Source organism: Hoeflea sp., from assembly GCF_039975035.1.
Taxonomy (GTDB): Bacteria; Pseudomonadota; Alphaproteobacteria; order Rhizobiales; family Rhizobiaceae; genus Hoeflea.
This window is the reverse complement of the sequence record NZ_JBDWHW010000101.1, coordinates 13,563-36,039: the sequence shown is the minus strand read 5'-3', so window position 1 is coordinate 36,039 and position 22,477 is coordinate 13,563. Positions and strand designations below refer to the sequence as shown.

Annotated in this window: 23 protein-coding genes and 1 tRNA gene; 8 read left to right on the top strand and 16 right to left on the bottom strand. The window is 61.3% G+C overall.

Annotated elements, in window-relative coordinates; genetic code table 11:
• Nucleotides 1-5: 5 nt before the first annotated feature.
• The 5 genes from ABJN75_RS08605 (at nt 6) to ABJN75_RS08585 (ending at nt 4,349) form a co-directional block, all read left to right on the top strand.
• Nucleotides 6-770 carry an ABC transporter ATP-binding protein gene (locus ABJN75_RS08605; RefSeq protein ID WP_348438729.1) on the top strand — a complete coding sequence of 255 codons (765 nt, stop codon included), beginning with the start codon at nt 6-8 and terminating at the stop codon, nt 768-770.
• On the top strand, nt 763-1,485 hold the full coding sequence (locus tag ABJN75_RS08600; RefSeq protein ID WP_348438728.1) for an ABC transporter ATP-binding protein: 723 nt from the start codon (nt 763-765) through the stop codon (nt 1,483-1,485). The genes ABJN75_RS08605 and ABJN75_RS08600 overlap by 8 nt, the downstream gene beginning before the upstream one ends.
• A 68-nt stretch (nt 1,486-1,553) precedes the next feature.
• A complete protein-coding gene (locus ABJN75_RS08595) occupies nt 1,554-2,519 on the top strand; it encodes a branched-chain amino acid ABC transporter permease (RefSeq protein WP_348438770.1) in 966 nt (321 codons plus the stop codon).
• A gap of 1 nt (nt 2,520) precedes the next feature.
• The gene (locus ABJN75_RS08590) at nt 2,521-3,573 is read left to right on the top strand and encodes a branched-chain amino acid ABC transporter permease (RefSeq protein ID WP_348438726.1); all 1,053 of its coding nucleotides are present in this window, start codon (nt 2,521-2,523) and stop codon (nt 3,571-3,573) included.
• Between the two features lie 14 nt (nt 3,574-3,587).
• Complete coding sequence (locus ABJN75_RS08585; protein ID WP_348438724.1) at nt 3,588-4,349, top strand: alpha/beta fold hydrolase; 762 nt, start codon at nt 3,588-3,590, stop codon at nt 4,347-4,349.
• 34 nt (nt 4,350-4,383) lie between these two features.
• Here the strand turns inward: ABJN75_RS08585 and ABJN75_RS08580 are convergent, their stop codons facing one another.
• The 15 genes from ABJN75_RS08580 to ABJN75_RS08510 form a co-directional block, all read right to left on the bottom strand.
• Nucleotides 4,384-4,740: a phosphate acetyltransferase gene (locus tag ABJN75_RS08580; protein ID WP_348438722.1), complete on the bottom strand. Its 357-nt coding sequence runs from the start codon at nt 4,738-4,740 to the stop codon at nt 4,384-4,386.
• Entirely contained in the window at nt 4,740-5,096 is a 357-nt protein-coding gene (locus ABJN75_RS08575; protein ID WP_348438720.1) for a MaoC family dehydratase, read from the bottom strand. Before ABJN75_RS08575 ends, ABJN75_RS08580 begins: the two co-directional genes overlap by 1 nt.
• Entirely contained in the window at nt 5,093-6,577 is a 1,485-nt protein-coding gene (locus ABJN75_RS08570) for an AMP-binding protein (RefSeq protein ID WP_348438718.1), read from the bottom strand. The genes ABJN75_RS08575 and ABJN75_RS08570 overlap by 4 nt, the downstream gene beginning before the upstream one ends.
• Complete coding sequence (locus ABJN75_RS08565) at nt 6,570-7,352, bottom strand: enoyl-CoA hydratase/isomerase family protein (protein WP_348438716.1); 783 nt, start codon at nt 7,350-7,352, stop codon at nt 6,570-6,572. The genes ABJN75_RS08570 and ABJN75_RS08565 overlap by 8 nt, the downstream gene beginning before the upstream one ends.
• Nucleotides 7,349-7,903: a TetR/AcrR family transcriptional regulator gene (locus ABJN75_RS08560; protein WP_348438714.1), complete on the bottom strand. Its 555-nt coding sequence runs from the start codon at nt 7,901-7,903 to the stop codon at nt 7,349-7,351. The genes ABJN75_RS08565 and ABJN75_RS08560 overlap by 4 nt, the downstream gene beginning before the upstream one ends.
• Before the next feature lie 185 nt (nt 7,904-8,088).
• Nucleotides 8,089-9,078: a N(2)-acetyl-L-2,4-diaminobutanoate deacetylase DoeB gene (gene doeB, locus ABJN75_RS08555; RefSeq protein WP_348438712.1), complete on the bottom strand. Its 990-nt coding sequence runs from the start codon at nt 9,076-9,078 to the stop codon at nt 8,089-8,091.
• Nucleotides 9,079-9,084: 6 nt separating this feature from the next.
• Nucleotides 9,085-10,272 (bottom strand): ectoine hydrolase DoeA, encoded by a 1,188-nt coding sequence (gene doeA, locus ABJN75_RS08550; RefSeq protein ID WP_348438710.1) that lies wholly within the window; start codon nt 10,270-10,272, stop codon nt 9,085-9,087.
• A gap of 28 nt (nt 10,273-10,300) precedes the next feature.
• Nucleotides 10,301-11,293 carry an ectoine utilization protein EutC gene (eutC, locus tag ABJN75_RS08545; protein ID WP_348438708.1) on the bottom strand — a complete coding sequence of 331 codons (993 nt, stop codon included), beginning with the start codon at nt 11,291-11,293 and terminating at the stop codon, nt 10,301-10,303.
• A gap of 1 nt (nt 11,294) precedes the next feature.
• Nucleotides 11,295-12,299, bottom strand: a complete 1,005-nt coding sequence (gene eutB / locus ABJN75_RS08540; RefSeq protein WP_348438706.1) for a hydroxyectoine utilization dehydratase EutB — start codon at nt 12,297-12,299, stop codon at nt 11,295-11,297.
• Nucleotides 12,296-13,093 carry an ectoine utilization protein EutA gene (eutA, locus tag ABJN75_RS08535; RefSeq protein ID WP_348438704.1) on the bottom strand — a complete coding sequence of 266 codons (798 nt, stop codon included), beginning with the start codon at nt 13,091-13,093 and terminating at the stop codon, nt 12,296-12,298. The genes eutB and eutA overlap by 4 nt, the downstream gene beginning before the upstream one ends.
• 56 nt (nt 13,094-13,149) lie before the next feature.
• Nucleotides 13,150-13,587 carry a universal stress protein gene (locus ABJN75_RS08530; protein ID WP_348438702.1) on the bottom strand — a complete coding sequence of 146 codons (438 nt, stop codon included), beginning with the start codon at nt 13,585-13,587 and terminating at the stop codon, nt 13,150-13,152.
• A 12-nt stretch (nt 13,588-13,599) separates the two neighbouring features.
• Complete coding sequence (locus ABJN75_RS08525; protein ID WP_348438700.1) at nt 13,600-14,883, bottom strand: TRAP transporter large permease; 1,284 nt, start codon at nt 14,881-14,883, stop codon at nt 13,600-13,602.
• Nucleotides 14,884-14,895: 12 nt separating this feature from the next.
• Nucleotides 14,896-15,474 (bottom strand): TRAP transporter small permease, encoded by a 579-nt coding sequence (locus ABJN75_RS08520; protein WP_348438698.1) that lies wholly within the window; start codon nt 15,472-15,474, stop codon nt 14,896-14,898.
• A gap of 85 nt (nt 15,475-15,559) precedes the next feature.
• Nucleotides 15,560-16,579 carry a TRAP transporter substrate-binding protein DctP gene (dctP, locus tag ABJN75_RS08515; RefSeq protein ID WP_348438696.1) on the bottom strand — a complete coding sequence of 340 codons (1,020 nt, stop codon included), beginning with the start codon at nt 16,577-16,579 and terminating at the stop codon, nt 15,560-15,562.
• Between the two features lie 456 nt (nt 16,580-17,035).
• On the bottom strand, nt 17,036-18,424 hold the full coding sequence (locus ABJN75_RS08510; protein WP_348438694.1) for a PLP-dependent aminotransferase family protein: 1,389 nt from the start codon (nt 18,422-18,424) through the stop codon (nt 17,036-17,038).
• A 65-nt stretch (nt 18,425-18,489) separates the two neighbouring features.
• Here ABJN75_RS08510 and ABJN75_RS08505 point away from each other — a divergent pair, with 65 nt between their 5' ends.
• The 3 genes from ABJN75_RS08505 (at nt 18,490) to ABJN75_RS08495 (ending at nt 21,986) form a co-directional block, all read left to right on the top strand.
• Complete coding sequence (locus ABJN75_RS08505) at nt 18,490-18,990, top strand: Lrp/AsnC family transcriptional regulator (RefSeq protein ID WP_348438692.1); 501 nt, start codon at nt 18,490-18,492, stop codon at nt 18,988-18,990.
• Nucleotides 18,991-19,078: 88 nt separating this feature from the next.
• On the top strand, nt 19,079-20,590 hold the full coding sequence (locus tag ABJN75_RS08500) for an NAD-dependent succinate-semialdehyde dehydrogenase (protein ID WP_348438690.1): 1,512 nt from the start codon (nt 19,079-19,081) through the stop codon (nt 20,588-20,590).
• 25 nt (nt 20,591-20,615) lie between these two features.
• Complete coding sequence (locus ABJN75_RS08495) at nt 20,616-21,986, top strand: aspartate aminotransferase family protein (RefSeq protein ID WP_348438688.1); 1,371 nt, start codon at nt 20,616-20,618, stop codon at nt 21,984-21,986.
• 234 nt (nt 21,987-22,220) lie between these two features.
• On the opposite strand, the gene ABJN75_RS08490 is transcribed toward ABJN75_RS08495, so the two are convergent.
• Nucleotides 22,221-22,296 (bottom strand) — tRNA-Thr (locus ABJN75_RS08490).
• Nucleotides 22,297-22,477: the final 181 nt, after the last annotated feature.

Here is a 22,477-nt window from a genome sequence, read left to right as displayed (position 1 = left end):
GCGCCATGACACAGACGCTTCTGGAAACGGACAGCCTGACGGCCCGCTTTGGCGGCCATGTGGCGGTTGACGCCGTCACCTGCAGCTTCCACGCCGGTGAACTCACTGCGATCGTCGGGCCCAACGGCGCCGGCAAGACAACCTATTTCAATTTGATCTCCGGTCAGATCACAGCCTCGGCGGGCACCGTCCGGCTGATGGGTGAGGATGTGACCCGCGACCCGGTGGCGGTGCGATGCCGCAAGGGACTGGGGCGCGCCTTCCAGCTGACCAATCTGTTTCCCGATCTCACCGTGCTCGAAAATGTCCGGCTGGTGATTCAGGCCCGGCGCAGGATGGGTTTCAACCTGTTCTCCATGGCCAATGCGCACGCCGAATTGACGGTCGCGGCGATGGCAGTGCTCGAGCGGGTCCGTCTCAGCCCCCTCAGTGAACAGAAAGTCGGCGGGCTCAGCCATGGCAACCAGCGCAAGCTTGAGGTGGCCATGCTGATCGCGCTCGACCCGCTGGTCTACATGTTCGACGAGCCGACTGCCGGCATGAGTGTCGACGAAGCGCCGGTGGTGCTCGAGCTGATCGCCGAACTCAAGGCCGACACCGACCGGACCATTTTGCTGGTCGAACACAAGATGGACGTGATCCGTTCGCTGGCCGACCGCATCATCGTGCTGCACAACGGCGCGCTTGCCGCCGATGGCGATCCCGCCACGGTGATGGCGTCCGACGTGGTGCAGGAAGCCTATATGGGGCGGGACCTTGCAGATGTCTGATCCGATCCTCGAACTTTCCGGCATTCACACCGACATCGCCCAGTATCACATCCTGCAGGGCGTCGATCTCGTCGTGCCGCGCGGCGGCGTGACCATGCTGCTGGGACGCAATGGCGTGGGCAAGACCACGACGCTGCGCACCATCATCGGCCACTGGCAGGCCAAATCCGGCAGCCTGAGCTTCAATGGCGCCGACATCACCACCATGGCGACCGCTGCCCGGGCGCGCGCCGGAATGGGGTTCGTGCCCGAGGACATGGGCATTTTTTCCGATCTGACGGTGGAGGAGAACATGATACTGGCAGCCGCGTCCGGACCGCTCGATCCGGCGCGGCTGGAGTGGATATTCTCGGCCTTCCCGCCGTTGCGCACCTTCTGGCGATCAGAAGCCGGCAACCTCTCGGGCGGGCAGAAACAGATGCTGTCCATCGCCCGCGCCATGGCTGAGGAACGTCAGCTGTACCTGATCGACGAGCCGACCAAGGGGCTGGCGCCGGCGATCATTTCGACCATGGCCGGGGCGCTTCGCGACCTGAAGCAACACGGCGCGTCGATCCTGCTGGTCGAACAGAATTTCGCCGTCGCCAAGGCACTCGGTGACACCGCCGCAGTGATGGATGACGGGCGCATCGTCTGGGCCGGCCGGATGAGTGAACTCGCCGAAGACGCTGACTTGCAGGAACGCCTGATGGGCCTGAGCATGGAGGCGCATTGATCATGGCAGCCGCACCCGACCACGCACCGAAATACGCGCAATTGTCGATTCCCGAACGCTTCGGAAAAATGATGCCGGTGCTGCTTGTCCCGATTCTGGTGGTTCTTGGCTTCCTGTCGATCGGATCAACATCGAGCTGGCTGACGCTGACAGTGTCGGGACTGGCGATGGGCATGATGATCTTCATCATGGCGTCGGGGCTGACGCTGGTCTTCGGACTGATGGATGTGATCAATTTCGGTCATGGCGCATTCATTTCGGTGGGAGCCTATGTCGGCATCTCGGCGCTGCTGGCGCTCGAGAGCTGGACCGGCGCGCCGTCGCTGCTGCTCAATGTGGCGGCGGTGCTGGCAGCGGTGATTGCCGCCATGTGCGTCACCGGCGCGCTGGGCTGGGGCTTCGAACGGGTGATCGTGCGCCCGGTGTACGGCGCGCATCTCAAGCAGATCCTCGTGACCGTCGGCGGACTGATCGTCATCGAGCAACTGATCCATGTGGTCTGGGGGCCGGACGAGATCTATCTCACCCGGCCCGAAACCCTGAAGGGCGCCGTCACCTTTGCCGGCGCCGCAATCGAGAAATACCGGTTGCTCGCCGTGGTCTTCGGGCTGGCCTTGTTCATCGCGATGCGGCTGGTGCTCAAGCGCACCAAGATCGGGTTGATCGTGCGGGCGGGTGTGCAGAACGGCGAAATGGTGGAAGCGCTGGGTTACCGGTTGCGACTGGTCTTCATCGGCGTGTTTGTCACGGGTTCCGCACTCGCCGGTCTGGGCGGGGTAATGTGGGGCCTCTATCAGGAGGTCATCACCGCCGGCATGGGCGAGGAAATGATGATCCTGGTTTTCATCGTCGTCATCATCGGCGGTCTGGGATCGGTGGAAGGCGCATTCATCGGCGCGCTGCTGGTCGGGCTCTTGCAGAACTACGTGGCGTTTCTCGAGCCCAAGCTGGCGCTGGTTTCCAACATTGCACTGATGACGGCCATCCTGATGTGGCGGCCTCAGGGCATGATGCCCGTTGTGAAGGCGAAATAGGATGCTCACACAGCTTCTTTCCGGCGACCGTCCGCGTTCCTTGATCCTGACCTGCCTGCTGCTGGCCATCCTTGCGGGTCTGGCCTTGGCACCGTTCCTGTTTCCTGGCGTCAGGTCGCTCGAAACGGCGGCGCGGATCTGCATCTTCATCGTGCTGGTGGCAAGCTATGATCTGTTGCTCGGCTATTCCGGCATCGTCAGCTTTGCCCACACCATGTTCTTCGGCCTCGGCGCCTATGGCGTGGCGCTGGCGTCCTCCCATATGGGACGCGGCTACGATGCGCTGATCGTCGGCACCATCTCGGGTGCCATCGCCGCAGCCCTGCTGGCCCTGCTGATCGGGCTGTTTTCATTGAGAGTCCGGGCGATCTTCTTTGCGATGATCACGCTGGCGGTGGCCTCCGCCGTGGCGGTGCTGGTAAGCCAGTTGTCCGGCCTGACCGGCGGCGAGGATGGCCTCAATTATTCCATTCCGCGCGAACTGACGCCTGCTTTCCGGCTGGGTAAGCTGTTCGGCATCAGCATCACCGGCAAGACGTTGAACTACTATCTGGTGTTTTTCGCCTCGCTTGCGCTGTTCCTGCTGTTGCTCAGGGTCGTCAACTCGCCTTTCGGGCGGGTGCTCAAGGCGATCCGCGAGAACGATTTCCGCGCCGAGGCGATCGGGTACCGGGTCGTGCTTTACCGCACGCTGGCGACCTGCCTTTCGGCTGCGGTTGCGGCTCTTGCCGGCAGCCTGTTTGCGATCTGGCTGCGCTATGTCGGACCGGCCACGACGCTGTCTTTCGAAATCATGCTCGACATCCTGCTGATGGTGGTCATCGGAGGAATGGGCACCATGTATGGCGCGGTGATCGGGGCCACGATCTTCGTGCTGGCACAGAACTATCTGCAAAACCTGATGGGTGTCGCTTCCGGTGCGTCGGAAGCACTGCCGTTGATCCCGCAGTTGCTTGACCCCGACCGCTGGCTGTTGTGGCTCGGCGTGCTCTTCATCCTCAGTGTCTATTTCTTTCCCACGGGCATTGTCGGACGGCTAAGGGCAGAAGATTGACGGCGACGCTGATCATGCCCCGGCGACGGCCGGTGGTTCTGTTGCATGGCTGGACCATGCGCGGCTCGATCTTCAAGGATCTGGTCGGGCGGCTGCCGGCTGAATTCGACTGCCACGCTCCAGACCTGCCGGGTCACGGCGAACTGGTGACCATGCAGCCCTCGCTCGAGGCCGCGGCGCAGACGCTGGCCGATTTGCTGGACACGCACAATCTTGACGACGTCATTCTCGTTGGCTGGTCGATGGGGGCGGCGGTTGCCTGGCAGTATATCGAGCAATTTGGCGCCGACCGGATCGCAGGCTTGATGACGGTCGACATGAGCCCGAAACTTGCCTGCAGTCCGGATTGGCCGCACGGGCTGATCGGTCAAGGCGAAGCCGATCTCGACACCACCACCACGCGCATGATTGACGACTGGCGCGGCATGGCTGAAGCGATTGCAACCACCATGTTCGGCCGGCGCGAAGGCGCAGCGGGCTACAGCAGGCAGGATGCGCTCGCCCAGATCCTCACCAATGATCCGGAGAAAATGATCGCCCTGTGGAAGGCGCTGGTCGGCATGGATCACCGCGGCCTCATCGGCCGGCTGCCCTGTCCGCTGCTGGCAAGTTGCGGCGCGCTGAGCCGGGTCTATCCGGCATCCGCCGCCAGATGGCTGGCTGACACCGCGCCGCGCGGCAAGCTGCATGTGTTTTCGGCCTCGGGCCATTCGGCCCATCTGGAAGAACCGGAGGCTTTTGCTGACCGGCTGGTTGATTTCGCTAACAGTCTGTGACCGGGCAAGGCAAGCACCTTTCCCCCACGATTGATCAGGCCGTTACATCCTTGGCCTTGACCAGCGAGCGGCCTTCACAGATCAGCACGCCATTGGCATCGGTGCAGGTCGACCACAGATCAACCAGATGCTTGTCCGGGCGCAGTCTGGTGATCTCGACTTTTGCGGTCAGCTCAGTGTCCGCTGAGGCCGGAGCGAGAAATCTGAGCTCCTGCTTGAGATAGTTGGTGCCCGGCCCCGGAAGCTTGACGCCGAGCAGATAGGAAAACAGCGCCGCAATCAGCGGTTCGGGGACAGTGGCGGGAACATCCGATCCGCTGAGGGCTGCGAACCCCTTGAGGTCCGCGCCGCTGTAGCTGCGGCTGACAGTGACTGCCTGACCGATTTCCATCACGCAACCTCCGTTTCACCGACCAGAAGTTCGGCGCCATCGGCGGACCTGACTGCCCGCACTGTGAGCGTTCCCGGACAGTCTCCGCACACCAGCAGATCAACCGGTTCGCCGGTGTAACAGGGGTTGGGAAACATCATGGTCTGGCCGTTTTGCCTGATCCCTGGATGTGCGCTTGTAAGCATCCCCCACAGCCTGGTGTAGATCAGCATGCCGTGACTGACTGTACGTCCGAAGGCGGTTCGGGCGGAGAAGTCCGGGTCGACATGGATCGGGTTGTCGTCGCCGGATATGCGGGCAAACAGATCGAACTCGGCCTGTGTTGGAGTCCATTTGGAAGACAGATCGATTTTCACGGAAGCATCGCCTTCAATTCGGGCTTACGGACTTTTCCGGCTGCAGTGCGCGGAAAATCCTCCACCAGCGTCACCCTGACCGGCACCTTGTAGGCGGCAAGCCGCGCACGGCTCCAGCTCCTGAGCTCAGTGGGATCGAGAACCGAGCCCGGCCGGACAATGATGAAGGCCGCGCCGACCTCACCCCATTTGTCGTCAGGCATGCTGATCACGGCGGCCTCCAGCACATCTTCATGTTCATTGAGCACGCGTTCGACTTCGGCCGGATAGACGTTTTCGCCGCCGGAAATATACATGTCCTTGATCCGGTCCACCACGAAGATGTAGCCATCCTCGTCGCGGCGGCCGATATCTCCGGTCCGCAGCCAGCCATCGTCGGTAAAGGCATCGCGCGTGGCCTTTTCGTTCTGGAAGTATCCGGGCGTGACGTTGGCTCCCTTGAGCTGGATCTCGCCGGTGCCGGGTTTACCTTCGGCAACGCCGTCAAGCCGCATTTCGGTGAGCATCTGTGCCCGCCCGACGGAGCCGATCTTCTTTTCGGCGTTTTCCGGATCCATCAGGAACACCGTCGGTCCGGTTTCGGTCATGCCCATGCCGTTGAGCACCCTGGCGCCATGCCCGGCAAAAAACCGGATCAGCGGTTCGGGCAGAGGCGCGCCGCCACAGCCGCAGCCGATCGCGCCCCACTCGATCCCGCCGACATCGGGCAGCAGGCTGAAAGACTGGTAGATCGCCGGAACACCGAAGAACTGACTGACTTTGCCCTGTTTGAGCAGATCGAAAATCTGACCCGGTTCGAATTTCGGCAGAACCGTCGAACAGCCCCCCAAAAGAAACAGCGGCAAGGTGTAGAGATTGATTCCGGCGGTGTGAAACAACGGCAGGAAATTGACCGAGGTGTCCGCCGAGGTCATCCGCGTGGCCTGAGAGATATTGATCGCATTGGCCCAGGCCATTCGCGCAGTCTGGATCACCGCCTTGGGGCGGCCCGTGGTTCCCGAGGTGAACAGCAGATACCATGGCCGGATGGCCGGCACCCTGGCCGCCGGTGCTTGCGTTCCGGCCCCGATCCATCCTGCCACATCGGTTTTGATGTCGAGGACCGGTATGGCGCAGGCCTGTGCAACCTCTGTCGCCAGTAACGCCTGGGCTGCGTCATGGATCAGCGCCTTGGCACCAACGGGTTCAAGAGTATCGACCAGTTCGGGCGCCGGCTGACGCCAGTTGAGCGGGCAGAGAACAATACCGGTCTTCTGGCAGGCAAACAGGATGATGAAGAACTCGACGCAATTGAGGCACAGGATCGCCAGGCGATCGCCCTCACCCAGGCCGGCCTGGCCCAGGCCGCGAGCGACGCCGTTCGCTGCGAGGTTGATTTCATCAAACCGCCACTTGCGGCCAGTGTCGGCCTCGACAAAAGCTGTCGCATCCGGGGATATCTCGGCGCGTTTGGCGGCCATGTCCGGAATTTCATCAAACATCGGTCTTGCCTCCAATGCGCTCGAGAAATCGTGACATGCCGAGTGCCGTTTCAGGTTTCGCAATCCGCTCGAGAAAGGCCGCCGTCTCGGCTTCGAGCCGCCGGTTGATATCGGCGCGGCGCGCCTCGTCCCAGATCAGGGCCTTGGCCGCGAGCCTTGCGCCGATCTCTGCATTTGCGGCGAGATCCACAGCCCTCTCCTCGGGCGTGTCGGACATTGCGCTCGCCAGTCCCCGGTCGCAGAGCGCCTGTGCCGAGAGCCTATGGTCCGACTGCAGCCATTCCGAAGCCGGCCCGGCGCCGATGCGGTCCGGCAGCAACGCTGTCCAGCCGCCATCAGGCGCAAAGCCGACCTTTGCATAATAGGGCTGCACAAAGGCGTCGGGCGCCAACACCGCGAGATCCGAGGCGAACAGGAAGCCTGCGGAACCTCCGGTGATGGCGCCGCGCGCCGCCACCACCACAAGTCGCGGCATGGCGATCAGGCGGGCGATGAGGGCTTGCAGACGCGGCACGACCTGGCTCGCATAGGCGACAGCCTCCCCCCTGAGCCCGGCCGCATGAAAGGCGCGCACGTCACCTCCGCTGGAAAAATTCGAACCGCCGCAAAGCAGGATGACCCTGGCGTCCTGCCGTTCAGCCTGATCCAGCGCGTGAGCCAGGTCACCTAGCAATACCGGCTCAAGCGCATTGGCGCGGGCCGCCACCATGGTCAGCCGCGCGCAGGCAGTGCCGTCAGGCAAATAAACCGTTTCGGCGGTCACCCGCGCGGTCATGGCGCAAGGCCATCCTGGATCATCGAGAAGGCTTCATCGACCACGTGATCAATGTCGGAGCTGTCGTCCCATAGCACGTAGCGCTCGCCCAGGGTCTTGGCGATGCCCATCAAGGCCCAGGCGCGGACCTCGGCGTCACCCGGCCGCAGCTCTCCCTGAGCGGCGGCTTCGTTCAGTTGCGCCGCGTAGGCCCTGGCGAAACTGGTAAAGTAGGCTTTGTAGGCGTCGGCATCGATAAAGCGGGCTTCCTCGACAATCCGGTAGAGCGACGGCCGTTCGCTGACAAAGCGCAAGAATGCCTTCAGCCCGGCTCGCTCGGCTTCGAGCCGGTTCGGCGCGCCGGCGACGGCCTGGGTGATCACACCACGGGTCAATTGCCCCATTTCCAGAACCAGCTCCCGGAAGACGTCTTCCTTGCTGGAAAAATAGATGTAGAACGTGCCCAGCGCGGTTTTCGCATGACGGGTGATGTCGGCGATCGACGCCGCGGAAAAGCCCTGCGCACCGATCATCTCCTCGGCAGCCCGCAGGATCTGCTCGCGACGGGCCACGCCTCTTCGGGTTCTGGGGTAAGCGTTGGTTGACATAAAACATGAATACTGATTCATATTTCAAATTGCAAGAGCGGCATCAACCGCACTTCGCAGGATCATGGACCGCGGCTGGTTCTGCTTGCCATGCAAGGCGCGCCCCGCACATCGGTTTGACGCGCGGGGTTCGCCGGAGCAGGTGGCCTTCAGACCGTGACGGCCACGACGACCATGCAATCGCCTGACTTGATCAATCCGGGACAATGCCGGGATACCAGAATGCCTGAACGGTTGGCGTGATACTCGATCGACGGCCTTCCTGTGCAATCAGTTGGCCAGACGCGCGCGACCGTCTCGCCCTTTTCCACCGGATCGCCCAGGTTTTTCATCGCCTCGAACATGCCATCGTCGCAGCAGAAAACGAAGCAATCATCGTCGGGCATATCGAGCATCACCGAGGGAGCGATCTCCAGCTCCCCCTTCATGATGCCCGCGTGCTTGAGCACATTGCGTACCCCCTTCTTGGCGACGGCATTTGACCGCGCCGTCGAGGTGCCACCGCCGCCGAGTTCCGTGGTGACGAAGATTTTGCCCTGATCCTCGACGCTGGTGTCATACATGCCGACATTGTCGATCTCGAGCATGATCATCGAGTAGGGTGCGTTGAATGCTTCCACGGCGGCCACACAGGCAGCCTGTTGCTCCTTGTTTTCCAGCACATGGGCAGATGCGAAGGGAATGAAGTCCAGCGTCTTTCCCCCTGAATGGAAGTCAAGCACGACACTGGCCTCAGGCAACAAAACAGTCTGGAAATAGTCCGCGATCTTTTCGGTGACCGTACCGCTTGGCGAGCCCGGAAACGACCGGTTCATGTTGCCCCGGTCAATCGGGGATGTCCGGGTGCCCGCCCTGAAGGCCGGATAGTTCATCGCCGGCACGATGATCACGCGGCCCTCGATGTCTTCGGGCTTCAGTGTCACCGCCAGTTCCATCAGGGCGATAGGACCTTCATATTCGTCACCATGATTGGCGCCGGTCAGCAGCGCTGTCGGGCCGGTGCCGTTCTTGATCACGGTGATCGGTATCATCACCGATCCCCAGGCGGAATCATCACGGCTGTAGGGCAGTCGCAGAAAGCCGTGATGCGTTCCGTCCTCGTTGAGCGGGATTGTGGGTGTAATGGGATTGGTGACCATTTGCGCTCAATCCTTCACAAGCATCCGGCGCGGGACATCGGCCAGACACTCCGGTCCGGTTGCGCCAATGACAATGCTTTCCGTGATTTCAAAGCCCCAGTCGTCCATCCAGAGCCCGGTCATGAAGTGAAAGGTCATGTTTTCCTCAAGCACGGTCTTGTCGCCAGGCCTGAGCGACATGGTGCGTTCGCCCCAGTCCGGCGGATAGGACAGGCCGATCGGGTAACCGGTGCGGTTGTCCTTGGTGATCCCGTATTTGGTGAGCACCTTGAAAAACGCGATTGCGATGTCTTCACACAGGTTTCCGGCCTTGGCCTCTTCCAGCCCCGCCTCCATGCCTTCCAGCACCGCCTTTTCGGCATCGATGAAGGTCTGCGTCGGCTTGCCCAGGAACACGGTTCGCGACAACGGGCAATGGTAACGCTTGTAGACCCCGGCGATCTCGAAAAACGTCCCCTCGCCGCTCTTCATCGGCTGGTCATCCCAAGTCAGATGCGGTGCCGATGCGTCAGCCCCCGAAGGCAATAGCGGAACGATTGCGGGGTAATCGCCGCCAAAGCCGAGCCCGTCATCATAGCGCAGGCCAGCTTCATAGATGTCGGCGACAAGATCGCATTTGCGGTAGCCCACTTCGCATTTGTCGAAAATGGTCTGGTGCATGCGCTCCACCAGACGCGCGGCCTTGCGCATGTAGTCCAGCTCCTGGTTCGATTTGACGGCGCGCTGCCAATTGACCAGCGCCGTGGCATCGGAGAACCGCGCGTTCGGCAGATGCTTTTGAAGTGACGCAAAGGCGGCGGCGGAGAACCAGTAATTGTCCATCTCGACACCGATGCGCTTGTTTCCCCATCCGCGCTCATCGAGCTTTGCCGAGAGATAGTCCATCGGATGACGCTCGGTGGATTGCACGTATTTGTCGGCGTAGCCGATGATGGTGGCGTCGGAGAGATACGAGGTCCGCCGTGCACCGTTGGCATCCTGACTGCGGCCGAACCAGACCGGATCGCCATCCGGCCCGACCACCACGCATTGATGGACATAGAAAGACCAGCCGTCATAGCCAGTCAGCCAGGCCATGTTGGACGGATCGGACACAATAATGACGTCGATTTCCGCTGCGGCCATCGCCTCGCGCGTCCTGGCAACGCGATGCGCATATTCGTCCCGGCTGAAATTGAGTACTGGCGCGGACATCGGGGGAGTTTCCTTTCTTGGTGTGCAGTCAGTTTGAAAAGTCGGTGCCGGCATTGAGCGCCAGCGCGCGCTTGCGGGCGAAGGTGGCGATCGCGGTATCCTGGACGCCGGTTCCGGTCAGATCGGCAATGGTTATGTCCTGATCGGAGAGACGGCCTTTGGCCCTGCCCGCGACAATTCCACCGATCTCGGCAAAATCAGCCCCGGGTTTGACCACCCCGGCGGCAATGGCGCTGCGCAATTCACCAAGCAGGCGGGTCTGCGACAACCGGTCCGGCACATAGAGATCGGCCCTTTGGAAACAGGCCGGATCAATCTCGTTCTTGTGGTCCTGATCAGAGCCCATGGCGGTGATGTGCTGACCGGGCCTGAGCCATTCTGCTTCTAGCACCGGCTTTGACGCCGGCGTGGTCGTGACAATGATGTCGGCTGCCGACACCGCAGCGGCGGGATCGGTGGCGGCACTGACCTCGATACCAAGTTCCCGGCTCATTTCAGCCGCGGCAAGGCTGGCCTTGGCCGGGTCGCGCGCCCAGATGGTCGCGGTCCCGAGCGGTCGCACCAGGCTCAGCGCCGTGAGCTGCAGCTTGCCCTGACAGCCGGCGCCGAGAATGCAGGCGCTGGATGCATCCGCGCGGGAGAGATGCCTTGCAGCCACCGCCCCGGCGGCGGCGGTGCGCACATCGGTCAGGTACCCGTTGTCGAGCAGCAGGGCTTCGAGCATGCCGGTTTGGGCCGCAAACAGCACCATCAGTCCCGACGTGCTCGGAAGACCAAGTTTGGGATTGTCGAAGAAGCCCGGAGAAATCTTGATGGCGAAACTGTCGATGCCGGGAACGAAGGCGGTTTTGACATCGACCTCGCCATTGAATGGCGCAATCGCCATGGAGAGGATCGGCGGCATGACAACCTCGCCGCCGGCCAGCGCCGCGAAGGCCTGCTCGACGCAGGCAATTGCCTCCAGATCAAGCGCCACCGCGTCGCGCAATTCCACTTCAGTCAGGATCTTGATGTCGGCCATGTCAGGCGGCCTCTTTGGTCACATCAACATCCTCACCGGAGATGATGCGGAAGTGCTGCGTCATGTCGATATTGCCGCCGCTGAGGATGGCGGCGACGGGACCGGCGCTCTTGATCCTGCCCGCCAACAGGGCCGCAACGCCGACAGATCCCGAGCCCTCGACAATCTGACGTTCCTGCCAGTAGAGATGACGGATGGCGGCGGCGATTTCCGTCTCGCTGACAAGAATGACATCGTCGACAAGATCGCGGGTCATGGCGAATGTCAGCTGATTGTCCAGTCCGATCCCGCCGCCGAGTGAATCGGCCAGCGTGGCAAGCTCTTCGACATGGATCGGCTTGCCGGCTTTCAGGCAATCATGCATCGCCGCGCCGCGCTCCATCGATATCCCGATGATGCTGATTTCGGGACGCCTGGCCTTCAGGGCCGCGGCGACACCGGAGATCAGCCCGCCGCCGGAAAGCGGCACCAGAACCGTGGCCACGTCCGGCATCTGTTCCAGCAGTTCGAGGCCCAGCGTGCCCTGCCCGGCAATGATGGCGCGATGATCGAACGGCGGGATCATCGTCATTCCGTCCTGGCTTACCAGCCGGACCACTTCCTGCTGCGCCTCGTCCTGGGACGCGCCGATGATCCGCACCTCAGCGCCTTGCGCCCTGATGCCGTCGATCTTGGCCTGTGGCACCAGGCGCGACATGCAGATGATGCATCTGACACCGGCAGCTCTGGCGGCATAGGCCAGCCCTCGCCCGTGATTGCCGGTGGAAACCCCGACCACGCCGCGGCTTTTCTCGTCACCCGACAGAGCGGAAACGGCATTGGCCGCGCCGCGCAGTTTGAAGCTGCCGGTGACCTGGGTGTGTTCCAGCTTGAGGTGGACCGCAACACCGGCAAGATCGCTGAGCGATTGCGACAGATTGACCGGCGTTGCGCGCACGGTTGCGGCAATGGCTGTGCGTGCCCGCTCGATCTCGTCCAGACCGACAAAGGACTGTTGCGGGCTCATGTCGCTGCACCAAAAGCGGCTTCAGGCAGCGCACAGTCAAACAGCCTGCCATAGTGCGCGGGCTTGTGATTATCAAAACCGGCGAGGCGCGCCATGGCCCAGGCGCTGGCCTGATTGGAGGAGACGACAGGCTTGCCGATGCGCTGTTCAATCTCCGCAATGACATTGATCGCCGGCAGTCCCGTGCACGACAGGAACAGGGCCTGGGCCTCGGGCCTGTCGACGGCAAGCGCTGCGTCGATGATGCTCTGGTCGCTGACCCTTGCCATCTCGCGGTCGTCTTCAAGGCCGAGGCACTCGAAACGGCAGATCTCCAGCCCGTGCCGCGTGAAGTAGTCCGCCATCGGCTGGCTTGTCGCAACCGTGTAGGGCGTCAGAACCGAAATCCGCCGCACCCCGAGCGCCGAAAGCGCCATTCGCGCCGCGCCTGCGGGGGTGACGACGGGCACGTTTCCGACAGCCGCGCGGATTGCGGCTGCGACCTCGGCATCGCCGATGACCACCGATGCGGCAGTGCAGCTGTAGCAAACCGCCCTGAGCGGACGCAGCGGTGCGAGCAAGGCCGCCGCTTCAGTCAGGCGAGGGGTCATCTTGCGCAGATTTTCGGGTGTCGTCGGATTCTCGTAGGCCACCCGGGCGACGTGGATCGCGACACCGTCCTGCGGCAACTGACGGTACAGGTCGCGCTCGCTTGTCATGTCCGTCGCAAGTGCAATCAACCCGAGGCGCGCGGTGGCGCCCGGATCGTTGAACCGGACCGGTTCCCCGGACAGTGCGATTGTCTGTGTGTTCATGCAACCACTCCCTGCGATGCCGTCGATCCCGTCAGGCTACCAATGTCTCGAGCGTGTCAGACAACCATCACCGGCGCTTTGGCAAGACTGGTCACCTTGTGGGAGACACTGCCGAGCAGGAACCCCTGAACATCGCCCTGGCCGCGGCTGCCGACAATGATCAGGTCAGCCTTGTGCTCTTCGCTGAATTTCACGATCATGCGTGCCGGCTGACCAGCCTTGACGAAGGCCCGCACATTGCCCGCGCCGGCCTCGGCGGCGATGCTCTTGGCCTCCTCCGCGACTTCCTTGGCATAGGCGCGCATCGAATCATCGAGGCTCTCCGGATCATCCGGACGCACCATCGACATCGACGCTTCCAACAGCGAATGATGACGGAAGACGGTGAGAATCATCAGGTCACCACCGCAGGTCTGCTGCAGCCTTGCCGCCAGGTTGAGGGCTTTCTTGGAGCCTTCGGATCCGTCGACCGCAACCAGAATTCGTTCAAACATGGTTCTACCCCGTTACCGGAATGCAAGATCGCGCAGGAACAACGCGATTTGCGGGAAATAGATAAGGGCGACAGAGACGCACAGCAGGATCACCGTGAACGGGAATATGCCGCGGATGACCTCGATATAGGGTCTCTTGAAGATGGCGATCGCCGTGAAGATGTCACAGCCGAACGGCGGCGTCGCCGAGCCTATCGCCACCTGAAGCGTGATGATCGTGCCGACCAGCACCGGATCAAGTCCGACCGACTTGACCACCGGCGCGAAAATCGGAACCAGGATCAGGATCACCACGATCGGATCGACAAACATGCAGCCGATGAAAAAGGCGATCGAAATGACGGCCAGAACGCCCTTCGGCCCCATATCGGCGACCCCGACGGCGGCGAGGATTGCCTGCGGCACCTGGGCAAAGGAAATGACCCAGGAAAATGCTGCGCCAGCGCCGACCAGAATGAACACCACTGCCGTGATCAGTCCGGTGGATTTTGCGATCCGGTAGATATCGGGAAGGTTGAGGGATCTGAAGATGACGAATTCGAGGATCATCGCATAAAGCACACAAGCCGCGGCGGCTTCGGTCGGGCTGAAGATCCCGCCATAGATGCCGCCGACGATAATGACCGGAAAGCCCAGCGGCCAAAGCGCACGCCTGACAGACTGGCCACGCTCGGCCCAGCTTGCCTTGGGTTCCGTGGGCACCTTGTGGATGACCGCATAGGCCATGGAATAGGCCGAAAACAGCACCAGCAGCAAAAGCCCCGGACCTATGCCGGCAATAAACAGCTCGGAAATCGACGTGCTTGAAATCACGCCGTAGATGATCATGCCGATGGAGGGCGGAATCAGGAACGCAATGTCGGAGGCGTTGATGATCAGCGCCAGCACAAAGGAATCCTTGTACCCGGCCTTGAGCATGCGTGGCCGCAACGGCGAACCGACGGCGACAACAGTGGCCTGGGTAGAGCCGGAAACCGCGCCGAAAAGCGTACACGCCGCCGCCGTGCTGACAGCCAGTCCGCCTTTGATATGGCCGACGAATTTCATCACCATGTCGATCAGACGGTTGGCCGATTGGCCGCGGGTCATGATGTCGGCCGCCAGAATGAACATCGGCACGGCAATCAGCGATGCCGGCCGGATGCCGGCCATAATCTGCTGGACCATGAAGTCCATCTTGCCCAGATCGCCAAACATAAAAACGAAGCCGACAAATGTGGCGACAAGCAACGGAATCATCATCGGGAAGCCGAGCAGCAGCAAAACGATCATGATCAGGAAAATGGTCAGTGCCATGTTTCGTCTTCCTCAGATCTCGATTTCGTCTTCGTCGTAACCCTCGAGCACGCGCGTCGAGAGATAGATGTCTTTTTCAACAATGTTCTTGATGGCGGTCAGCGCGTATTGAAGACCGGTCATGAAAAAGCCGACCGGCACCCAAAGGAAGATCCAGTAGACCGGCAACTGCAGCGATGGGAGCACCCGTCCGGAAACCGCCACCTTGGTGATGTAGCCAATCGAGAAATAGCAAAGCGCGAACATGGCCAGCGCGGTCAGCGAGGCAATGATGACCATGAAACCCTTGCGCGCCGGCGGCGGCATCGCGTCATAGATCGCCGACATGCGAATGTGGCGGCCCTGCCGGGCGGCATAGCTGATCCCGGCAAAGGTGATCAGAATGATGAGGATACGGTTGAGTTCCTCGGAGAAAAACAGGCTGTACTGAAACACGAAGCGTCCGATGACGTTGGCAATGGTGTTGAACGCCATCAACAGCACACCGGCAGCCAGCAAGACCGATTCAACCCGGCTGACGGTGGAATCGATGGTCCCCAACAAGCCCGGCAGCGACGATTCGTGCGGATTGTTTTCTTTAAGGTCGTCCAAGATCGCCTCCCGGCTGGTCGGTTGACTGACCCGAAGGCCATACGGATATGGCCTTCGGAGTTTTCAAACCTTCAGTCCCGGAGCGTCAGTTCTTGGTCGCTTCCAGATCAGCCTTCAACTGCTCAAGAATTGCCTTGCCGCTGTCACCGGTCATTTCGATGAACTTGGCTTCGACACCGGCAGCGGCTTCCTTGAAGCAGGCGCGCTCTTCTTCCGAAAGCACGGTCACATTCATCTCGGGCTTGGCTTCCATGATCTTCTTGAGTTCACTGTCGGCCAGGCCCTTCTGGTATTCGACAATGTAGTCATAGGCCGAGGCGGCAGCATCCTCGATGACCTTCTTGTCGGCATCGCCAAGACCGCTGTAGAAATCCTTGTTGGCCATCACCGCTGTGGTGAAATTGCTGTGCCCGGTATAGGTGATGTGATCCGTCACCTCGTACAATCCGGTCGAAAACAAATAGAAGGTCGGGTTTTCCTGACCCTGGATGATGTTGGTCTGCAGGCCGCCGTAAACTTCGCCCCAGGGAAGCGGGGTCGGCGTCGCGCCGAATGCCTTGTAGGTTTCCACCAGTAGCGGGTTGGTCATGACCCGGAACTTGACCTCGTTGAGATCAGCGCAGCTCTTGACCGGCTCCTTGGTGGTCATCGCCACTTCGCCTTCGGGGAACATGACCAGAAGTTCGAGGCCCTGTTTTGAATACAGCTCTTCGAAATCCTCGTTGATGGCCTTGCTCTCCTTGAAAAAGCGGGCCAGGTGCGCCTGATCGGTTGGCAGCAGATAAGGCACAAAGAACACCTGCGCTTCGGGGATCAATGCACCGGTGAAGCCGGGCGACTGGTCAACGAACTGCAAAATGCCGGCCTGGGCCTGTTCCATGATGTCGGCGGATTCGCCAAGCGTGCCATACGGGAAAAGCTGGATGGTGTGGTCGGAATTGGCCTCGACGGCTTCCTTGAACTTGGTGGCGTAGACGCCCTGAACTTCTGTCAGGGATTCTTCAAAGGCGTATTTCCAGCTATCGGCCTGCGCGGTCATGGTGCCCGCGGCGAGAATTGCAACGGCAGCAGCGCCACCGAGAAAAGTGCGGATGGTAGATTTCATATCTGGTTCCTCTCGTTTTTATTTGTCTGTGGTGTTCAGTTTCGGTCTTCAGTTTCCGGCCAACCGGCCGGTGGAAAATGTTGGGGGTCGCCCTACCGCGACAGTTCCCGCACCGCCAAACATCTGGCGCCTGCCTTCCTGCCGGCGCGCTTGATGTGGATCTCGTTATCTCCCTTGTCTATTGTCCTGATTTTGCAAACCTGAAACAAGGACAATCAAGAGTCAATGCGATTATTTAATCATGACACTTTTGCCGGAACCGCCTCGATTACGTCTGCACCTATCTGAAGCCGTCAAATCCGTAAAAAAACCGGACCAGTATTGGATCGGTGCGGGACGCCACCAGCGCCAGCACCGCACCTCCATCGGGATAGGCAACGGTTGCTGAAACACCTCGAAGTCATGCAGGAACGTTATCGTTCAAATGCCCCTTCGGAACGCGACATGCATGCCCGTCTAAAGGGTCAGCAAGGCAGGTTCGGGGTTGCTGCGCGCAAGCCGCGATATCACCGACAGACCGCGCTCAAGGGTCTGGATCGTCTCCGCGCCCAGACAGATTCGGACGCCGCGATTGCGCACGTTATCCGACATCTCGAAGGCCGAGCCCGGCGCGATCGCAACGCCGTTGAGGCGGGAATGAGCCACGAATGCATCTTCGGTCCACTGACCCGGTGTTGGCAGCCAGATGTGCATCCCGTTCTCGCTGGCAAGAAACGGTATGTCGGCCAGGACCCTGGCCGCCAGCCTGTTGCGTTCCCCCAGCGCATCCATCTGCCATTTCAGCAAACGTTCGGCGGTGCCGTCTTCAATCCACCGGCTGCCGATCTCGGCCATCAGCGGGGTGGCCATCCAGCTTGTGACCAGATGCCGGTTGGCGGCGGCCGATTCAAACGCCTCGGGCATGGCGAGAAAGCCATACCGCAGGCCGGGCATGATGCATTTCGTCAGGCTGGTAAAATAGAACGTGCGCTCCGGCGCCATTGACGCGATCGGGGCCGGTCTGCCGGGCTGAAGTGGCCCCCAGGCGTCGTTTTCGATGATCAGGACATCGTATTGCCGGGCTATCCCGACAAGCTCCGCACGCCGTTCAGCCGACATCGTTACGGCCCGGGGGTTCAAGCCTGTCGGCATGAGATAGACGGCCTTGACCGGACATTTCCGGCAGGCTGCGGCAAACGCCTCGGGAACTATGCCCTCCATGTCGATTGCCAACCCCTGAACACGCAGTCCAAGATAACGCGACAGCGCCTTGAGCGTGTGATGTCCCAATTCCTCGGTCACGATCAGGTCCCCGGGGCCGGCGACGGTCATCAGCGCAATCGTCATGGCGGATGTGTTGCCATTGGTCATCAACAGACCCTGGGTGGCCGGAACAAGTCCGCAGCGCGTCAACCATTTCGCCGCGGCGCCGTTGTATTTCCGCAAGGCGGTGGATGGCCGGAAGGCGGATACGGTCGAGGTCGGAAGATCCGCCCCGAGCCTTGTCAGCATCCGCTGCATTTCCTGCAGATGCATCGGCTCGAACACCGGCATCAGAATCGAGAAATCTATGAACTTCTCGTTCTGGCTGTCGGGCACATAGGGGGTTTTGGTATCGCTGCGGCCGGCGCGCACAAATGTGCCGCGCCCGACTTCGCCGGCAATGACGCCGCGGCGGATCAACTCGTCATAAGCCCGGCTGACTGTCTGCACGCTCAGGCCGAGATCATAGGCAAGGTTGCGATGGGTCGGCAGCCGGTCACCGCTGCGCAATTCACCCGCATCGACAGCGCGGACAAGCGCGTCGGCGAGTGATTTATAGGCGGGACGGCGAAGATCTTCGGATTTTGGAGGCCAAATTGTCATGATTTATTGATGACCGCAATCCGGGAAATTGACAACCCCCTCGTGCTGCCTCAAAAGTCGGTGTCATGACCCCGATCAAACTCGATGACCGCGACATCAAGATCCTGGCAATCCTGTCGCGGGAGGGCCGGATCTCGAAGTCCGAGCTGGCGAAACGGGTCAATCTGAGCGCGACGCCCTGCTGGGAGCGGCTGAGCCGGCTGGAAAAGGCCGGGATCATTTCCGGCTATCGCGCCGAGATCGAACTCAGGCATGTCGCGCCGCAAGTCTCTGTGTTTGTCATGGCCGAACTGGAAAACCACCGCGCGGCGACGTTTCAGACCTTCGAACAAGCCATCGCCGGCTATGACGAGATCGTGTCCTGCTGGGCGCTGGGCGGCGGTTTTGACTATCTGCTGCATGTCATCACCCGCGACATCGACAGCTATCAGCGGCTGATCGACGATTTGCTGGCGCGCCGCGCCGGGCTTGCGCGCTATTTCACCTATATCGTCACAAAGCCGGTTAAGCACTCCGCCAGCCTGCCGTTCGAGCTGCTGATCGAGCCCGGCGCGGAGACGAAATAGCGCTCCGGCACAGAGAATATGGATGAACTCTCTGGCAGGCGCCCGCGCATCAGAAGATTCCTCTCCGGAGGAGAGGCTAGCGTCAGGCATGGCAAATCAACGCAAAACCACCCCCGCCGACGCCGTGGCGTCGACCTTCGCCGCAACCCCGCTTGCTCTCGCAGATCCGGCGCTGTTTCGCGGCTTTTCCTATGTTGACGGGCGCTGGACAGCGGGCGCAAATTCAAGGACCTTTCGGGTGTCCAATCCCGCCGATGGCAGTCATCTGGGCGACGTCGCCAGCCTGTCGGGCGATGACAGCCAAATGGCCGTCGACGCCGCGCAGACCGCCTTCGGCATCTGGTCGTCGCTGCTGCCGCAACAGCGCTCGAAGATCCTTCGCCGCTGGTTCGAATTGATCCTCGATAACAAGGAAGACCTGGCCCGGATCATGGTGCTCGAACAGGGCAAGCCGCTCTCGGAAGCGCGCGGCGAGATCGACTACGCCGCGTCCTTTGTGGAGTTTTTCGCCGAAGAGGCCAAGCGTCCCAACATCGAGAGCGTGACATCGCACCTGCCCGACGCCGAGGTCGAGATCTGGCGCGAGCCCGTGGGTGTCGCGGCGCTGATCACACCGTGGAATTTTCCCTCAGCCATGTTGACCCGGAAGGCGAGCGCAGCACTGGCGGCAGGCTGCACGGTTGTCGCGCATCCGTCCGCTCAAACGCCTTTTTCGGCGCTGGCGCTGGCTGAACTCTCCGAGCGGGCCGGTTTTCCGGCAGGCGCTTTCAATGTCGTGACCGGCGTTGCTCCGGTGGTTGTCGAGCCATGGATGAAAGACAAGCGGGTACGCGCCGTCTCGTTTACGGGCTCCACCGACATCGGCAAACTGCTCTACAGACAGGGCGCTGATACGGTCAAGCGCCTGGTGCTCGAACTCGGCGGACATGCGCCTTTCATTCTGTTCGCCGACGCCAACCTAGACCAGGCCATCGACGAAGCCATCAAGGCGAAGTTTGCCACATCCGGGCAGGATTGCCTCGGCGCCAACCGGTTTCTCGTCGAGCGTCCGGTCTATGAGGCGTTCTGCACGCGGTTTTCGCAAGCTGCCGCGAAATTGTCAGTCGGCATCGGCATGGACGATCCGGATATCGGACCGCTGATGAATGAACAGGCCGTCGCCAAGCAGGAAGAACACGTCGCCGATGCGCTGGCCAGGGGCGCGCGGCTGCTGACCGGTGGCAAGCGTCATCGCGCCGGCAGGCTGTTCTTCGAGCCGACAGTGCTTGCCGACGTTCCCGCCGACGCGCTGATCATGCACGAGGAGACATTCGGCCCGGTCGCGGCGATCGCCGCCTTCGACACCGAAGACGAGGTCATGCAAAGGGCCAATGACACCGAATACGGCCTCGTTGCCTATCTGCACACCCAGGATCCGCGCCGGATTTACCGGGCCAGCAGGGCGCTGCAATTCGGCATGGTCGCGGTCAACCGCACCAAGGTGACCGGCGCGCCGATTCCGTTTGGCGGGATGAAACAATCGGGGCTCGAACGCGAGGGCTCACGCCTTGGCATGGAAGCCTTCACCGAAGTCAAATATGTCTGCCGCGACTGGGCATGACACAATTTCAGAAAAGGAAATGACAATGTTGCGCAACGATCAGCTAGATCAATGGGACCACGATCACTTTTTCCATCCCTCGACCCATCTGGCCCAGTTCGCCCGGGGCGAGTTGAAAAACCGCATCGTCACCGGCGGTGAAGGCGTCTACATTACCGACCGCGAAGGCAATCGCCTGCTGGATGCATTTGCCGGCCTGTACTGCGTCAATATCGGCTATGGCCGCCAGGAAGTTGCCGACGCGATTGCCGCCCAGGCCAAGGAACTGGCCTATTACCACTCCTATGTCGGTCACGGCACGGAAGCCTCGGTGACGCTGGCCAAGATGGTCATCGACCGGGCGCCCGAGAACATGAGCCGGGTCTATTTCGGCCTCTCGGGTTCGGACGCCAACGAGACCAATGTCAAGCTGATCTGGTACTACAACAACATCCTCGGCCGGCCCGAGAAGAAGAAGATCATCTCGCGCTGGCGCGGCTATCACGGTTCGGGTCTGATGACCGGCTCGCTCACCGGCCTCGAGCTGTTTCACAAGAAGTTCGACCTGCCGCTGAGTCAGGTGCTGCATACCGAAGCGCCATATTATTACCGCCGCGACGATCTTTCGATGTCGGAAGCCGATTTCGTCGCTCATTGTGCCAGCGAACTCGAAGCCATGATCGAGCGCGAGGGCGCCGACACCATCGCCGCCTTCATCGGCGAACCGGTGCTGGGCACCGGCGGCATCGTGCCGCCGCCGGCCGGATACTGGGAAGCAATCCAGACGGTGCTGACCAGGCACGACATCCTGCTTGTCGCCGATGAAGTGGTCACCGGCTTCGGGCGTCTGGGCACGATGATGGGCTCGACCCATTACGGCATCAAGCCCGACATCATCACCATCGCCAAGGGCCTGACTTCGGCCTATGCGCCGCTTTCCGGTTCGATCATTTCCAACAAGGTGTGGAAAGTGCTGGAACAGGGCACCGACGAGTATGGTGCCATCGGTCACGGCTGGACCTACTCGGCCCACCCGATCGGTGCGGCGGCCGGCGTCACCAGTCTCCAGTTGATCGACAAGCCCGACCTCGTCACCAATGCCGGGGCGACGGGCGGCTATTTCAACAAGGCCATGGCGGAGGCCATCGGCAGCCACAAGAATGTCGGCGACGTCCGCGGCGAAGGCATGCTCTGCGCTGTCGAACTGGTCGAGGACAAGGACGACCGCCTCTTCTACGATCCGTCCAAGAAGATCGGCCCGTCGATCGCAGCGGCCCTGCTCAAGCGCGGGGTCATTGCCCGGGCCATGCCGCAGGGCGACATCATCGGCTTCGCGCCGCCATTGTGCCTGACGCGCGAAGAGGCCGATACCGTCGTCTCGGCGGCAGCCGACGCGATCAGGGAAGTTTGCGGATAATCGCAGCTCTTTCAGCGGGACCTCCGCTCAGAGCGAATTTGCGAGGCCGGGCCATTACAGCCCGGCCTCTTCCGAATGATCTGCAAAGACCGCAAGGCCGGGGCGATCGGCAGCATCACGGGGTGTGGCAAGGTCTTCCGTGAACATTGGAACCGGCGCTGTAACTCACGGGATGCATGAATGTGCGGACGATCGCGCCACTTGCACGTCTGGATGACGGAGAACAAAGGGAGGTGGTGCCGCTTGCAGGACTCGAACCTGCGACCCCATCATTACGAATGATGTGCTCTACCACCTGAGCTAAAGCGGCGTACCGGTTTGCGCGCAGGCCTGACAATTCAGGCCGTTCCCACGCGATGGTGGCAATTACCGTGATTGCCGGCCAATATCAAGCGGACATGCGAGACTGCCCGGTTTTTTTGGTTCCGCTGCTTGCCAATCCGAGGTCCGGCGCTGTCACAGCCTGCAGGCAGCCACCCGGCTTTGGTGCA